The 13,649-nt window shown below is 68.4% G+C and carries 12 protein-coding genes; 4 read left to right on the forward strand and 8 right to left on the reverse strand.

The genetic code is table 11. The features are described 5' to 3' along the window. Nucleotides 1-101: 101 nt before the first annotated feature. Both SB786_RS08630 and SB786_RS08635 read right to left on the reverse strand, forming a co-directional pair. Nucleotides 102-467 (reverse strand): zinc ribbon domain-containing protein, encoded by a 366-nt coding sequence (locus tag SB786_RS08630; RefSeq protein ID WP_410727109.1) that lies wholly within the window; start codon nucleotides 465-467, stop codon nucleotides 102-104. A 10-nt stretch (nucleotides 468-477) separates the two neighbouring features. Next, on the reverse strand, nucleotides 478-3,096 hold the full coding sequence (locus tag SB786_RS08635; RefSeq protein ID WP_410727110.1) for a heavy metal translocating P-type ATPase: 2,619 nt from the start codon (nucleotides 3,094-3,096) through the stop codon (nucleotides 478-480). Between the two features lie 80 nt (nucleotides 3,097-3,176). Between SB786_RS08635 and cadR the strand changes: the two genes are divergently transcribed. Together cadR and SB786_RS08645 are read left to right on the forward strand one after the other, a co-directional pair. Continuing rightward, nucleotides 3,177-3,608: a Cd(II)/Pb(II)-responsive transcriptional regulator gene (gene cadR / locus SB786_RS08640; protein WP_006756450.1), complete on the forward strand. Its 432-nt coding sequence runs from the start codon at nucleotides 3,177-3,179 to the stop codon at nucleotides 3,606-3,608. Nucleotides 3,609-3,676: 68 nt separating this feature from the next. Next, nucleotides 3,677-4,249 carry a helix-turn-helix transcriptional regulator gene (locus tag SB786_RS08645; RefSeq protein WP_410727111.1) on the forward strand — a complete coding sequence of 191 codons (573 nt, stop codon included), beginning with the start codon at nucleotides 3,677-3,679 and terminating at the stop codon, nucleotides 4,247-4,249. A 26-nt stretch (nucleotides 4,250-4,275) separates the two neighbouring features. Here SB786_RS08645 and SB786_RS08650 read toward each other — a convergent pair whose 3' ends face one another. The 4 genes from SB786_RS08650 to SB786_RS08665 form a co-directional block, all read right to left on the reverse strand. After that, on the reverse strand, nucleotides 4,276-5,712 hold the full coding sequence (locus SB786_RS08650; protein ID WP_410727112.1) for an FAD-binding oxidoreductase: 1,437 nt from the start codon (nucleotides 5,710-5,712) through the stop codon (nucleotides 4,276-4,278). A 13-nt stretch (nucleotides 5,713-5,725) separates the two neighbouring features. Continuing rightward, on the reverse strand, nucleotides 5,726-6,514 hold the full coding sequence (locus SB786_RS08655; RefSeq protein ID WP_410727113.1) for an ABC transporter substrate-binding protein: 789 nt from the start codon (nucleotides 6,512-6,514) through the stop codon (nucleotides 5,726-5,728). A 115-nt stretch (nucleotides 6,515-6,629) separates the two neighbouring features. Further along, complete coding sequence (locus tag SB786_RS08660) at nucleotides 6,630-7,784, reverse strand: pyridoxal phosphate-dependent aminotransferase (RefSeq protein ID WP_410727114.1); 1,155 nt, start codon at nucleotides 7,782-7,784, stop codon at nucleotides 6,630-6,632. A gap of 227 nt (nucleotides 7,785-8,011) precedes the next feature. Beyond that, the gene (locus SB786_RS08665; RefSeq protein WP_410727115.1) at nucleotides 8,012-8,680 is read right to left on the reverse strand and encodes a TetR/AcrR family transcriptional regulator; all 669 of its coding nucleotides are present in this window, start codon (nucleotides 8,678-8,680) and stop codon (nucleotides 8,012-8,014) included. Between the two features lie 119 nt (nucleotides 8,681-8,799). Between SB786_RS08665 and SB786_RS08670 the strand changes: the two genes are divergently transcribed. After that, nucleotides 8,800-10,452, forward strand: a complete 1,653-nt coding sequence (locus SB786_RS08670) for an acyl-CoA dehydrogenase family protein (RefSeq protein WP_410727116.1) — start codon at nucleotides 8,800-8,802, stop codon at nucleotides 10,450-10,452. 209 nt (nucleotides 10,453-10,661) lie between these two features. On the opposite strand, the gene SB786_RS08675 is transcribed toward SB786_RS08670, so the two are convergent. Then, nucleotides 10,662-11,513 (reverse strand): LysR substrate-binding domain-containing protein, encoded by an 852-nt coding sequence (locus SB786_RS08675; RefSeq protein ID WP_410727117.1) that lies wholly within the window; start codon nucleotides 11,511-11,513, stop codon nucleotides 10,662-10,664. Nucleotides 11,514-11,626: 113 nt separating this feature from the next. Here SB786_RS08675 and SB786_RS08680 point away from each other — a divergent pair, with 113 nt between their 5' ends. Continuing rightward, nucleotides 11,627-12,295 carry an FMN-dependent NADH-azoreductase gene (locus SB786_RS08680; RefSeq protein ID WP_410727118.1) on the forward strand — a complete coding sequence of 223 codons (669 nt, stop codon included), beginning with the start codon at nucleotides 11,627-11,629 and terminating at the stop codon, nucleotides 12,293-12,295. Between the two features lie 178 nt (nucleotides 12,296-12,473). Here SB786_RS08680 and SB786_RS08685 read toward each other — a convergent pair whose 3' ends face one another. Beyond that, the gene (locus tag SB786_RS08685; protein WP_410727119.1) at nucleotides 12,474-13,613 is read right to left on the reverse strand and encodes a branched-chain amino acid ABC transporter substrate-binding protein; all 1,140 of its coding nucleotides are present in this window, start codon (nucleotides 13,611-13,613) and stop codon (nucleotides 12,474-12,476) included. Nucleotides 13,614-13,649 lie beyond the last annotated feature (36 nt).

Raw genomic sequence — 13,649 nt, forward strand, 5'->3', positions numbered from 1 at the left:
CGGCGCAAGCAAGCGCCCCGCTGCGACACCATGGCCGTTTCAGGCGCCATGCCGTCATCGAAATCGGCTGTGACGCCGGCAACAAGGCTCCCGAGCGAGCCTTACGCGGCCTGCGTCCCGCAGTTCGGACAGAAGCGCGCGTCGATGGCCAGCGCCGCGTGGCAGCGGCTGCACGCGTTGCCGCGCTGCGATGCGCCGCACTGCGCGCAGAAACGCGCATCCGCCGCGTTGATCGCGCCGCAGCCCGCGCACGCGAGCTGGCGCAGCGGCACGTTGCCGGCCGGGCCGCCTTGCGCATCGGCCGACGGCTGCCAGCCCCAGCCATGACGGTCGCGGCCGCGCGCATCGTGGCCGCCGGGGCCGTCCCGGCCCGCTCCGCCATGATGCCCGTCGCCATGGCCGCCACTACCGTGTCCGCCGCCATGACCACGTCCGTGGCCGCCCAGGATCCGTATCAGGAAGCTCATCACCCGCGCCTCATCGCTGCGTCTGCGCGCCGTCGAACACGCCTGCTTTCGACAGCAGCCGCAACCCGTTGCCGACGACGATCAGGCTCGCGCCCGCGTCGGCGAACACGGCCATCCACATCGTGCCGAGCCCGGCGACCGTGAGGCCGAGGAACACGATCTTCACGCCGAGCGCGAAGCCGATGTTCTGCACCAGCACGCGGTGCGTCGCGCGCGACAGCCGCACGAACGCGGGAATCTTGCGCAGGTCGTCGTCCATCAGCGCGACGTCGGCCGTCTCGATCGCCGTGTCGGTGCCCATCGCGCCCATCGCGAAGCCGATGTCGGCGCGTGCGAGCGCCGGTGCGTCGTTGATCCCGTCGCCGACCATCCCCACCGCGCCCGCGCCGCCCGCCGACAGCTCCTCGACCGCCGCGAGCTTGTCCTCGGGCAACTGGTTGCCGCGCGCATCGTCGATGCCGGCCTGCTGCGCGATCGCCTGCGCGGTGTGCGGGTTGTCGCCGGTCAGCAGCGCGGTGCGGATGCCGAGCGCGTGCAGGTCGGCGATCGCCGCGCGGCTCGTGTCCTTGATCGTGTCGGCCACCGCGAAGATGCCGAGCACGCGCGTATCGTCGACCAGCATCACGACGCTCTTGCCCTGCCGCTCGAGCGCGTCGAGCTTCGCCTCCAGCGCGGGCGAGCAGCGTTCGAGCTCCTCGACGAGCCGGCGATTGCCGAGCCAGTAACGCGTACCGTCGATGGTGCCGCGCACGCCGCGCCCGACGAGCGCTTCGAACGCCTCCACCTCGGCGAACGCCGCCGTCTGCGCGTCGCGGGCCGCCGCGGCAATCGCCTGCGACACCGGGTGATCGGAGCGCGCCGCGAGGCTCGCGCCGAGGTGACGCACGCGTGCGGCGTCGACGTCCGTTGCATACAGGTCGAAATCGGTCTGCACCGGCTTGCCGTGCGTGATCGTGCCGGTCTTGTCGAGCGCGAGCCATGCGAGCTTGCGGCCTTCTTCCAGATACACGCCGCCCTTCACGAGTATCCCGCGCCGCGCCGCGGCCGCGAGCCCCGACACGATCGTCACCGGCGTCGAGATCACCAGCGCGCACGGGCACGCGATCACAAGCAGCACCAGCGCGCGGTAGATCCAGTCATGCCACGCGCCGCCCATCACGAGCGGCGGCACCACCGCGACCAGCAGCGCGATCGCGAACACGATCGGCGTATAGACGCGGGCGAACTGGTCGACGAAGCGCTGCGTCGGCGCCTTCGCGCCCTGCGCTTGCTCGACCGCGTGGATGATCCGCGCGAGCGTCGAGTTGGCGGCAACCGCCGTCACGCGATAGTCGAACGAACCGGCCTCGTTGATCGTGCCCGCGTACACCGCGTCGCCTGCCGTCTTGTCGACAGGCAGGCTCTCACCGGTGATCGGCGCCTGGTTCACCGTCGAGCGTCCCGCGACGACTTCGCCGTCCAGCCCGATCCGCTCGCCCGGCTTCACGCGCACGACCGCGCCGAGCGTGACCTGCGCGGCCTCGATCGTGCGCCACGTGCCGTCGGCGCCCTGCACGGTCGCGGTGTCCGGTGCGAGCTGCATCAGGCCCTGGATCGCGTTGCGCGCCCGGTCGAGCGACTTCGCCTCGATCAGCTCGGCGATCGTGAACAGCACCATCACCATCGCGGCTTCCGGCCACTGGCCGATCGCCATCGCGCCCGTCACCGCGATGCTCATCAGCGCGTTGATGTTCAGGTTGCCGTTGCGGATCGCGATCCAGCCCTTCTTGTAGGTGGTCAGCCCGCACGCGAGCACCGCCGCGAGCGCCAGCACGGCCGAGAGCCACACCGGCAGGCCGGCCCAGCTCACGGCCTCGGACGCGATCGCGGCGACGCCGGCCAGCGCGAGCGGCCACCACGGCTTCGCGGGCGGCGGCGCGACGGGCGTGGCAGGCGCGTCGGCCGCCGCGGCCTCCGGCGTCATCCCGAGCGTGCGGATCGCGCTTTCGATCGCGGGCTGCGCGCCCGGCACGTGTTCGACCGTCAGCATCCGTTGCATCAGGTTGAATTCGAGCGCCGACACTTGCTGCATCCCGCCGAGTTTCTTGCGGATCAGCGTTTCCTCGGTCGGGCAGTCCATCTGCATGATCCGGAACGCGGAGCGCACGTGACCCGACGCGGTCGCCCGCGCGACCGGCAGCGGCGCGAGCGTCAGCGCGGCGGGTGCGCAGCAGGCGCCGGCGGCGTGGTCGTGGTCGTGGTCGTGGTCGTGGTCGTGGTCGTGGTCGTGGTCGTGGTCGTGGTCGTGGTCGTGGTCGTGGTCGTGACCAGCATGGTCATGCGCCGCAGGGTCGTGCGAGCACGCAGCGCCGTGCACATGCCCATCGCCACGCGCGTGGTCGGCATGATCCGCATGGTCGCCGTGGTCGTGCGCCGTGCCGTGCGCGGATGCGTGATCGTGGTCATGCTCGTGACCGCATCCATGCGGCTGCGCGCCGCGTGCCGCCGCGTCGCCGAGCGGGTGCTCGCCGGCCGCCGGCCCCGCATCGGCAACGGTCGCGGCCTGCGTGTCGCGCGCGTCGGCGCTGCAGGTCGCGGCGGCGCCGGCATGACGGTGTCGTGGGTCGTGGGGACGCTGCGCGTCGGTCATGACAACCTCCTCTATGGCTTGAGGTGTAGAGTTAACACCCTGAAGCCACTACAAGGTCAACCCTTGCAACGGAGAAAGCCATGAAGATCGGCGAATTGGCCAAGGCGGCCCGCTGCACGCCCGAAACGATCCGCTTCTACGAGCGGGAGGGGCTGATGCCCGACGCGGAGCGCACCGACGCGAACTACCGCAACTACACCGACGTGCACGTCGAACGGCTGCGCTTCATCCGCAACTGCCGCGCGCTCGACATGGCGCACGACGAAATCCGCACGTTGCTGCAGCTCACCGACACGCCGGCCGACCCGTGCGATTCCGTCAACGCGCTGCTCGACGAGCACATCGGCCACGTCGATGCGCGCCTCGCCGAACTGACGCATCTGCGCGACCAGCTCACGGAATTGCGCCGCCAGTGCGTTGGCGAACATTCGGTGGAGGATTGCGGAATCGTGCATGGTCTCGCGACGATGGAAACCGTCGCGCCGGCCGCGAAGCGCTCGCACCTCGGCTGAAACCCTTGTGGAATATGATGGTCTAGTTAATACTAGTCATGGTATTACTAGATAGAACATCACTATTCATGACATTGAGCCGCCCGTCTCCCCTCGCGCTCGCGGTCCTCGCGACGCTCACCGAAACGCCGATGCATCCGTACGGGATGCTGCAGCAGTTGAAGGCGCGCGGCTACGACGAAGTCGTCAACGTACGGCAGCGCACGAGCCTCTACCAGACGATCGACCGGCTGCTGCGCGACGGGCTGATCGCCGTGCACGACACCGAGCGCGATGGCGCGTTTCCCGAGCGCACGCTGTACACGCTGACCGAGGCCGGACACACGGCCGGCCAGGCATGGCTGCATGCGCTGCTCGCTGAGCCCGCGCGCGAGTTTCCGGCGTTCGGCGCCGGCCTTGCATTCCTGCCGCTGCTTGACGCCGAGGACGCACGCCAGCAACTCGAGCGCCGTATCGCCGCGCTCGAAGCCGAACGCGAACGTCTCGAGTCGCTGCGCAACGCCGCGCAGAACGACCAGGTGCCGCGCCTGTTCCTCCTGCAGAACGAGCATGCGCTCGTGCTGCTCAACGCGGAGCTCGACTGGGCACGCAGCGTCGTCGAACACTTGAAGATCGGCGCGCTGCGCTGGGTCGACGGCTGACGCGCGTCACCATCGGCTCGCGCCGCTCAAAGCACCTTGCCGGGATTGAGTATGCCGGCGGGATCGAGCGCGGCCTTCAGGCGCCGCATCAGGCCGACTTCGGCTTCGGTGCGCGTGTGGCCGAGATAGGCTCGCTTGAGCATGCCGATGCCGTGCTCCGCCGACACCGAGCCGCCCATCTCGCGGACAACCGCGTACACGCATCGATCGATCGCGTCGGCATCCGCGTCGGCGTCGCGCATGCCGGCAAGCGATACGCCGATATGCACGTTGCCGTCACCGACGTGGCCGAAGCACAGACACACGATGTCGGGCCAAAGCGCGCGCAACGCCGCTTCGCAACGCTCGGCGAACAGGCCGAGTTCGCCGGTCGGCAGGCTCACGTCGAAGTTGACCAGATGCGGCAGCGCATCGATTGCGAGGCCCTCGCGCAATGTCCACAGGTCGCGCGCCTGCCGCTCCGAGGTCGCCAGCGCGGCATCGTCGACGAGTCCCATGTCGAGCGCATCCGCGAGCGCGTTTTCCAGTGCGTCGCGCGCATCGCCGCCCGGCGCGCTCGTCGCGCACTCGATCAGCACCGCGAAGCTGCCGTCGCCGGCGAACGGCGCGACGACGCCGGGCGTATGACGCGCCACGTAGTCGTAGAAAGCCGGCCACATCGCTTCGAAACTGACGATCTCCGGTAGTGCGCGCATGCGGTTCCACAACGCGACGACGGCGTCGTAGCCATACACCCGGCAGAGTGCGGTGACCGGTGCCGCGAGCTTGGGATGCAGCCGCAGCACCGCGCGCGTGACGACGCCGAGCGTGCCTTCGCTGCCGATGAACAGCTGTTTCAGGTCGTAGCCCGCGTTGTTCTTCAGCATCCGGTTCATCGACGACACCACGGTGCCGTCGGCCAGCACGGCCTCGAGCCCGAGCACCTGCTCGCGCATCATGCCGTAGCGGATCGCGCGCGTGCCGCCCGCGTTGGTCGCGAGCATGCCGCCGATCTGGCACGAACCGCGCGCGCCGAGATCCACCCCGAACGTGAAACCCGCCGCGTCCGCCGCTTCCTGCACCGTCTGCAGCGGCGTCCCGGCGCGCACCGTCATCGTCCCTGCGGCCGCGTCGATCGCTTCGACGCCGGCGAAACGTTCCAGCGACAGCACGACCTCGCCGCCCAGCGCGACCGCGCCGCGCGCAAGCCCCGTGAGGCCGCCCTGCGGCACGACCGGCTGCCCGAGCCGCGTGCACAGCGCAAGCGTACGCGACACGTCGTCGACGCTGCGCGGCCGCACCAGCGCGCGCGGCCGCACGCCGGCCGGCTCGTTGTACGCGGTGAAGTAATGCGGATCGATGTCGGCCGCCCGCGTGACGAGTGCGTCGCCCAAGCCGGCGACGAGCGCCGCCTCGAGCGCGTCTTGCGCCGGCGCTGCCGCGCCGTGACCGTCTTTCGCGGCAGCCGTATCCAGGCTCTCCATCACGCGCGCCCGCTTACTTGGCGGAAATGTCGATGTCGCCGAAGTACTTCTGGCCGAGCGACTTCACCGTGCCGTCCGCCTTCAGCTTGTCGATCGCCGCGTCGAGCTTCGCCTTCAGCGCGTCGTCGCCCTTGCGCAGGCCGAACGCGATCCCGCTGCCGAGAATCCGCTCGTCGCGCACCGGCTGACCGACGAACGAGAAGCCCTTGCCGTCCGGACGCGACAGGAAGCCGCGCTGGCCGGCCGGCGCGAGCACCAGCGTCGCGTCGAGGCGGCCCGCCACGAGATCCGCATAGGCCTGGTTCTGGTCCTGGTACGCGACGATCGACACGCCGGCCGGCTCCCAGTGCGCCTTCGCATAGGTTTCCTGGATCGACGCCTGCAGCACGCCGACGCGCTTGCCCTTCAGCGATTCCGGCGTCGGCAGCAGGCCGCTGCCGGTGCGCGCGATCAGTTGCGTCGGCACACGATAGATGATCGTCGTGAAGTCGATCGCCTGGCGCCGCTGTTCGGTCGCATTCATCGCCGAGTTGATCGCGTCGAACTTGCGGCCTTTCAGCGCGGGAATCAATCCGTCGAACGACGTCTCGACCCACTTGCACGACAGCTTCGCGCTCTGGCAGACGGCGTTGCCGACGTCGATGTCGAAGCCCTGCAGGTCGCCGTTCGGCGCCTTCGATTCGAACGGCGGATACTGCGCCTCCAGGCCGAAACGCAGGGTCTGGCCGTCGGCGAACGCCGCACCGGCGCCGAGCGCGCATGCGAGTGCGAACGCGAGTTTCAGGGTGTTTCCGTGCTTCATCGTGATCTCCTGACTTGTCGACCGGCGCCGCGCTTCGGCACGTGCTCCGGTCCCATCCGTGGCCTTCGGTGCGACGTACATGTCGCCTGCTTGGGTGCGGGCTCGCGCCCGCGATTTACAGCGACCGCAACCGCCGCGCGCCTTCGATCAGCGTCGCGTCGTCCTTCGAGAAACTGAGGCGAATCACGCCCGCGTCGGTGCCGTCGGCATAGAACGCCGACAGCGGAATCGTCGCGACGCGCGCATCGCGGATCAGGCGCAGCACGAAGTCGCTGTCGCGCTCGTCCGAGAAGTGCCGGAACCGCGCGAGCATGAAGAACGAGCCTTCGCTCGGCAGCAGCTCGAAGCGGGAATCGGCCAGCTCGCGCGCGAGCAGGTCGCGCTTGGCCTGGTAGAACGCCGACAGGCCGAGATAGCTGTCGGGCCGCGCGAGGATCTCCGCGAACGCGACCTGCATCGGCGTATCGGCCGAGAACACCATGAACTGGTGCACCTTGCGGATCTCGCCCATCAGCTCGGCCGGCGCGAGGCAATGGCCGATCCGCCAGCCCGTCACGTGGAACGACTTGCCGAACGACGACACGATCACGCTGCGCTCCGCCAGCTCGCGATGACGCGCGACGCTCTGGTGCTGCGCGCCGTCGAACACGACGTGCTCGTAGACTTCATCGGACAACACCACGATGTCGGTATCGCGCGTGAGCTGCGCGAGCCGTTCGAGATCGTCGGCGGAAAACACCGTCGCGGTCGGGTTGTGCGGCGTGTTGACGATGATCATCCGCGTGCGCGGCGTGATCGCCGCGGCCACTTCGTCCCAGTTCACGCGGAAATGCCCGGACGACAGCTTGATCGCGACCGGCGTCGCGCCCTGCATCCGCACGATCGGCGCATAGCTGTCGAACGACGGCTCGAAATAGATCACTTCGTCGCCCGGATGCACGAGCGCGCTGATCGCCGCATAGAGCCCTTCGCTCGCGCTCGCGATCACCGTGATCTCGGTGCCCGGGTCGTAGCGCGTGCCGTACAGCGCCTCGGTCTTCTCCGCGAGCCGCTCGCGCAGCGACGTGAGGCCGGCCATCGGCGCGTACTGGTTGTGGCCGTCGCGCATCGCGCGCGCGACGCCCTCGACCAGCGCCGGATCGGGCGCGAAATTCGGCGCGCCCTGCGACAGGTTCAGCGCATCGTGCTGCGCGGCAAGCTGGCCGATCACCGTGAAGATCGTCGTCCCGACGTCCGGCAGTTTCGAACGGGGCGTGGTGGCGCTTCGCATGACTCCTCCTTCTGATGTCCCTTCGGGCCGGCCCGCGCAACGCGCGCGGCTCGGCTCATGCGGCATGATTTAGCCCGAGCCAATAACCGCGGCCAACCGAAAGTTCGTCATGGAGGCCATGCATTTTTCTCATGGCCTTGCATTAGAAAGGCGCGATGTCACGCCGGTGCCGCCGGCCGCGCATGCGAATCAGGCATTACCCCTAGGCCGTGCGGCCGCGGCGCGCATCACTCGCCCGCTGCCGCCAGATAGGCGCGCAGCACGGCCTGAAGCTCGGCGCGCAACGCGACGAAATCGAGCGAGGGCCCGAGCGTGAGCAGCGCCTGCGACACGCCGCCGTAGCAGATCGTATGCGCCATCCGGGCGATCCCGTCGAGCCGCGCGGCCGGCGGCGGATCGGCGGCCTGCGCGAACGCGTCGCGCCACAGCGCGACATACGCGTCGTAATGCCGGCGGTACGCGGCGAGCGGCGACACCTGCCGCTCCAGCGCGAAGAAAGCGCCCCACAGCGCGGCGTCGGCGCCGATCGCATCGAGCTGCACATCCACCAGCGCGGCCGCGAGTTCGGCGCGCGGCGCGCCGCCCAGGCCGTGCGCCGCGTCGCGCAGCCGGTCGGCCAGCGCCAGCACGCGCCGGTGGATGCACAGCGCGGCGAGGCTCTGCTTGTCGCCGAAGTATTCGTAGAAGGTGCCGATGCTCACGCCCGCGACGGCCGCGATCTCGCGGATCGTCGCCTTCGCGTAGCCGCGCTCGATCAAAAGCTGAACGAAAGCCTGCTGGAGGGCATCGGACGTGGCCTGCGCGCGCGACTGGCGCGGCCGGCGACGCAACGCGGGCGCGGGTTGCGCCGCCGGCTGGCTGGGCGGCGCCGGAACCTGAACATGTCGCGGCGGCATATTTGCTACTCTGAAATTCAGCGGATACACGTTTGACCGGAAGCCGGCGCTGGCGCGCAAACGCCAACGGTGCGGCGCCCGCGCGGCGGACCGCGACGCACGAGACCGGAGACAGCCCGATGACCGAATCGAACCATGCCGTCACGAACCAGTTCGACGAACTGGTCGACTATAACCTCTTCGCCACCGACATCGCGCTGCGCGACGCACTGGCCCGCGCGGGCGCCGACTGGGCCGTGCCGCGGCTCGACGCATACGGCGCGCGGCTTGGCAGCGCCGACACCGCACGGCTCGCCGACGAAGCGAACCGCCACACGCCGGAGCTGAACGCGTTCGACCGGCGCGGCCGGCGCATCGACCGCGTCGACTTCCATCCGGCCTGGCACACGCTGCTCGGCCTGTACCGGAACGAAGGCTTCGTGTCGCTCCCGTTCCGCGATACGCGCGCCGGCCGCTGGGCCGCGAGCGCGGCCGGCTTCTACCTGCACGGCCAGATCGAGGCCGGCACGCTGTGCCCGGCGACGATGACGCAGGCCGCGATTCCGGTGCTGCAGAAGGAGCCCGCGCTGTGGGGCCTGCTGCGCGACAAGCTGTACAGCGACGACTACGATCCGCGCGACGTGCCCGTCGCCGACAAGCGCGCGATCTGGTTCGGCATGGGGATGACCGAGAAACAGGGCGGCTCCGACGTGCGCGCGAACACGACGCTCGCGACCGCGGTCGGTGCGGGCGGACGCGGCGGCGAATACCGGCTGCGCGGCCACAAGTGGTTCTTCTCCGCGCCGATGTGCGACGCGCACCTGGTCGTCGCGCGCACCGATGCCGGCGGCCCGTCGTGCTTCTACGTGCCGCGCTGGCGGCCGGACGGCACGAAGAACGCGGTCGAGATCCAGCGGCTGAAGAACAAGGTCGGCAACCGCAGCAACTCGAGCAGCGAGATCGAGCTGAACGACGCGTGGGGCATCATGCTCGGCGACGAAGGCCGTGGCATTCCGACCATCATCGAGATGGCTACCTACACGCGGCTGAGCTGCGTGCTCGGCAGCGCGGCGATGCTGCGCCAGGGCGTCGTGCAGGCGATCGCGTACACGCGCCAGCGCCATGCGTTCGGCCGCGCGCTCGCCGAGCAGCCGCTGATGCGCACCGTGCTCGCCGATCTCGCGCTCGAAAGCGAGGCCGCGCTCGTGCTGGCGATGCGGCTCGCCGACGCGTTCGAACGTGACGACTCGCCGCGCGAACGCGCGTGGAAACGGATCGTCACGCCCGCCGCGAAGTTCTGGGTCTGCAAGCGCGCGGTCGAACTGACCGGCGAGGTGATGGAGGTGTTCGGCGGCAACGGCTACGTCGACGACGGCCCGATCGCGCGGCTGTTCCGCGAAGCGCCGGTCAACTCGATCTGGGAAGGCTCCGGCAACGTGATGTGCCTCGACGTGCTGCGCGCGGTGTCGCGCGAACCCGACGCGGCCGCGGCGCTGCTCGCCGAACTGGCCGACCTCGGCGCGGGCGAACCGCGCATCCGTGCGGCACTCGATGCGCTTCGCGCGATGCTCGCGGCGCCGGCCGATACGCTCGAGGCGTCGGCCCGCCTGTTCGCGCAGCGGCTCGCGCTCGTCGCGCAGGCGTGCCTGCTGCGGCGCGACGCGCCCTCGGCCGTCGCCGATGCGTTCGTCGCGACGCGGCTCGCCGCGCCCGACTGGGGTCGCATCGCGGGCGGCTTCGATCCGCATGCGCTCGACGTCGCTGCGTTGCTACAACGGGCCTATCCGGCTTGACGGCCCGGCCCGCTCGATCCCGCTCGATCCCGCTCGATCCCGGGCGGATTCGGGTTCGCGCAAACGCCGCCGCGCACGCGCCGCGAATGGTGGCGACACCCGACGGGCCAGCCAAGGAAAAAAGGTGCTTCGAGGAATTTCGTGAACCGATGACGATGCGTGTGCCCCTGGCCGCGAAAATCCCGCCCCTGTCGCCGCGATGATCGTCGTCATCCTTTGTGCGAGAATGCCAGCACGATCGCGTTGCCCAGTTCATCGACAACCCGGGCCGACGCGCCCGGCGCCGCGAACATCGTGAACTCGACATCGGGCAGGGCCGGCAGGCCGGCATCCGGCGGGATCGCACGCAAGCCGTGCGCGAGTTGTGTATGCACGATTGGCGTCACCGCAAAGCCCGCGTGCGCGGCGGCGCACAGGCCGGCGCTGCTCGGGGACACGAGCACGATCCGGTAATCCACGCGCGCGCGGGCCAGTGCTGCCAGCGAGGCCTCACGATACGGGCACGGTTCCGGCAGCAGCGCAATCGGCACCGGTACGCCAGGCGTGAGCGACGCCCAATCTGCACCGGCCCACACGAGCGGCTCGCGCCAGAGCACGCGTCCGGTGGGCCCGTCGTGGCAGCGTCCACCCATCACCACATCCAGTTCACCGTGATCCAGCGCCTGGAGCAGTTCGCCCGGGATGCCGACTCTGATGCTGAATGCGATGCGCGGGTACCGCACGGCAAACGCCTGCATCACGTGCATCAGCCTGACATTGGCGAGGTCTTCCGACAGACCCACGCGGATCGCGCCAGCGCTCGGTTCGCGCAGCAGTTGCGCCCGCGCGTCCTCATTAAGCGCGAGGATGGCGCGCGCGTAACCCAGCAGCAGTTCGCCGTCCACTGTGAGCGTGACCGAGCGGGTGGTGCGCACGAGCAGGTCACGGCCGATCTGTTTTTCCAGGCGCCGCAGATGCGCGCTGACCGCGGACTGCGTCAGATTCAGACGGGCCGCGGCATGCGTGAACCCGCCTTCCTGGACGACGGCCACGAAAGAGCGCAGCAAAACGGTATCGAACATGAGATGCCCCGCAATATAGTGCGAATGCTACTGATTAGCGCGATGATACTTCGTTTATATTTTGAATCGAACTATGTTCTGATGAGGGCCATCAACCTGTCAGGAGTGGTTCCATGTCGACCTTGCTGCATATCGAATCTTCCCCGCGCAAGTCGCGGTCCGCATCGCTCGACGTCGCGCACGCGTATCTCGAAGCCTGGCGCGACGCGCATCCGGAGCATCGGATCGACGTGCTCGACCTGTGGGCGACGCACTTGCCGGAACTCGACGGCGATGCGCTCGATGCCAAATACGCTGACTTGAGCGGCACGCCGCTCAGCGAAGGCCAGCAGCAAGCGTGGGCAGGTTTTCGGCAACTGGCGCAGCGGATGCACGACGCGGATACGCTGTTGTTCTCCGTGCCGCTGTGGAATTTTTCCATCCCCTACAAGCTCAAGCATTTCATCGATGCCGTGTCCCACCGCGGCGTCCTCTTCTCATTTAAGGAGGGCGAGTTGGCGGGATTGCTGAACGGCAAGAAAGCAGTCGTGATCTATGCGAGAGGCCTCGACTATTCAAGGCAATCGAGCACGCCCGCCGAGTCGTTCGACTTTCAGCGGCCGTTTCTTGAAGCGTGGCTGCGCTTCATCGGTATCACGGACATCGAATCGATCGTCGTCGAGAAAACGCTGTTTGGACCTGAAGTCGATCACGCGGGCAGAGAGGTTGCGCGCGAACGGGCTGTAACGCTGGCACACGCGGCGTCGTCATCGTCAGCAGCGTCAGCTTCGGTTGACGGCTGAACTGGCCAATGGCTGGAGATCGCCGAGCACCGTGCGGTCGTCGGTGATCGAAAATTATTGCGGACAAAAAAACGCCCGCCACAAGCGCATCGCGCTTGCAGCGGGCGTTCGACGCTGGCCGCCGACACCGCAAAACTCCCGTTTCACGGCGCCGCGAACCACCGTCATACCATCGCGCTTACTTCCCGCCGATGCTCTTCAGCGGCTTCCACTCGCCCTTCTCGACCTTGTACATCGTGATGCCGCCGTTCTTCAGGTCGCCCTTCGCGTCGTACGCAACGTGGGTCGACGTGACGCCGGCCATGTCGGTCTTCGCGAGCACCGGCAGGTACTTCGCCGGATCGGTCGAATCGGCCTTCTTCATCGCATTCAGCATCGCCATCGCGCCGTCGTACGCGTACGGCGAGTAGGTCTGGACGTCCTCGCCGAAGCGCTTCTTGTACTTCTCGGCGTACGACTTGCCGCCCGGCATTTCGTCGAGCGGCAGGCCTGCCAGCGAGGCGATCGTGCCTTCGGCCGCGTTGCCCGCGATCTTCAGGAACGTCGGCGTCTTCACCATTTCGCCGCTCATCAGCGGGGCAGTCATGCCGAGCGTCTTCATCTGCTTGACCATCGGCGCTGCCTGCGAATCCGCGCCGCCGTAGTAGACGAGATCCGGCTTCGCCGCCTTCAGCTTGGTCAGGATCGCCTTGAAGTCGACGGCCTTGTCGTTCGTGAACTCACGGTCGACGATCTTCGCGCCGCCAGCCTTCGCGGCCTTCTCGAACTGGTCGGCGAGACCCTGGCCGTAGGCCGTGCGGTCGTCGACGATCGCGATCTTCTTCATGCCGAGATCCTTCGACGCGAACGTGCCCGCCACCGAGCCCTGCTGCGTGTCGGACGTCATCATGCGGAAGGTCGTCTTGTAACCCTGCTGCGTGTATTCCGGCGCCGTCGCCATCGCGATTTCCGGAATGCCGGCGTTCGCGTAGATACGCGAGGCCGGGATCGTCGTGCCCGAGTTGAAGTGGCCGAGCATGCCCTTGATGCCGTCGTCGACAAGCTTCTGCGCAACCGTCGTGCCGGTGCGCGGGTCAGCCTGGTCGTCCTGCGTCTCGAGCGTGAACTTCACCGGCTTGCCGCCGATCTTCGGGTTCGTCGCGTTGAAGTCTTCCAGCGCGAGCGCGATCCCGTTCTGCATATCCTTGCCGTAGTGAGCCTGGGCGCCCGTCATCGGCCCTGCGTAACCGATCTTCACGTCGTCAGCATGGGCCGTCCCCGCCAGCGACATGACAGCGACGAACGTCGCGCCTGCCACCTTTTTCATCGTGTGTTGCATAGCATCTCCTTGGTACCAGGGTAAATGGAGCGGCTT

The sequence above is a fragment of the Burkholderia sp. SIMBA_062 genome (assembly GCF_046534765.1).
In the GTDB taxonomy this organism is placed as follows: Bacteria; Pseudomonadota; Gammaproteobacteria; order Burkholderiales; family Burkholderiaceae; genus Burkholderia; species Burkholderia ambifaria.

Bases quoted from the DNA above. Each gene is read 5' to 3' on its own strand.
- SB786_RS08630 (WP_410727109.1), bottom strand. From the start codon at position 467: ATGAGCTTCCTGATACGGATCCTGGGCGGCCACGGACGTGGTCATGGC.
- SB786_RS08635 (WP_410727110.1), bottom strand. From the start codon at position 3,096: ATGACCGACGCGCAGCGTCCCCACGACCCACGACACCGTCATGCCGGC.
- cadR (WP_006756450.1), top strand. From the start codon at position 3,177: ATGAAGATCGGCGAATTGGCCAAGGCGGCCCGCTGCACGCCCGAAACG.
- SB786_RS08645 (WP_410727111.1), top strand. From the start codon at position 3,677: ATGACATTGAGCCGCCCGTCTCCCCTCGCGCTCGCGGTCCTCGCGACG.
- SB786_RS08650 (WP_410727112.1), bottom strand. From the start codon at position 5,712: ATGGAGAGCCTGGATACGGCTGCCGCGAAAGACGGTCACGGCGCGGCA.
- SB786_RS08655 (WP_410727113.1), bottom strand. From the start codon at position 6,514: ATGAAGCACGGAAACACCCTGAAACTCGCGTTCGCACTCGCATGCGCG.
- SB786_RS08660 (WP_410727114.1), bottom strand. From the start codon at position 7,784: ATGCGAAGCGCCACCACGCCCCGTTCGAAACTGCCGGACGTCGGGACG.
- SB786_RS08665 (WP_410727115.1), bottom strand. From the start codon at position 8,680: ATGCCGCCGCGACATGTTCAGGTTCCGGCGCCGCCCAGCCAGCCGGCG.
- SB786_RS08670 (WP_410727116.1), top strand. From the start codon at position 8,800: ATGACCGAATCGAACCATGCCGTCACGAACCAGTTCGACGAACTGGTC.
- SB786_RS08675 (WP_410727117.1), bottom strand. From the start codon at position 11,513: ATGTTCGATACCGTTTTGCTGCGCTCTTTCGTGGCCGTCGTCCAGGAA.
- SB786_RS08680 (WP_410727118.1), top strand. From the start codon at position 11,627: ATGTCGACCTTGCTGCATATCGAATCTTCCCCGCGCAAGTCGCGGTCC.
- SB786_RS08685 (WP_410727119.1), bottom strand. From the start codon at position 13,613: ATGCAACACACGATGAAAAAGGTGGCAGGCGCGACGTTCGTCGCTGTC.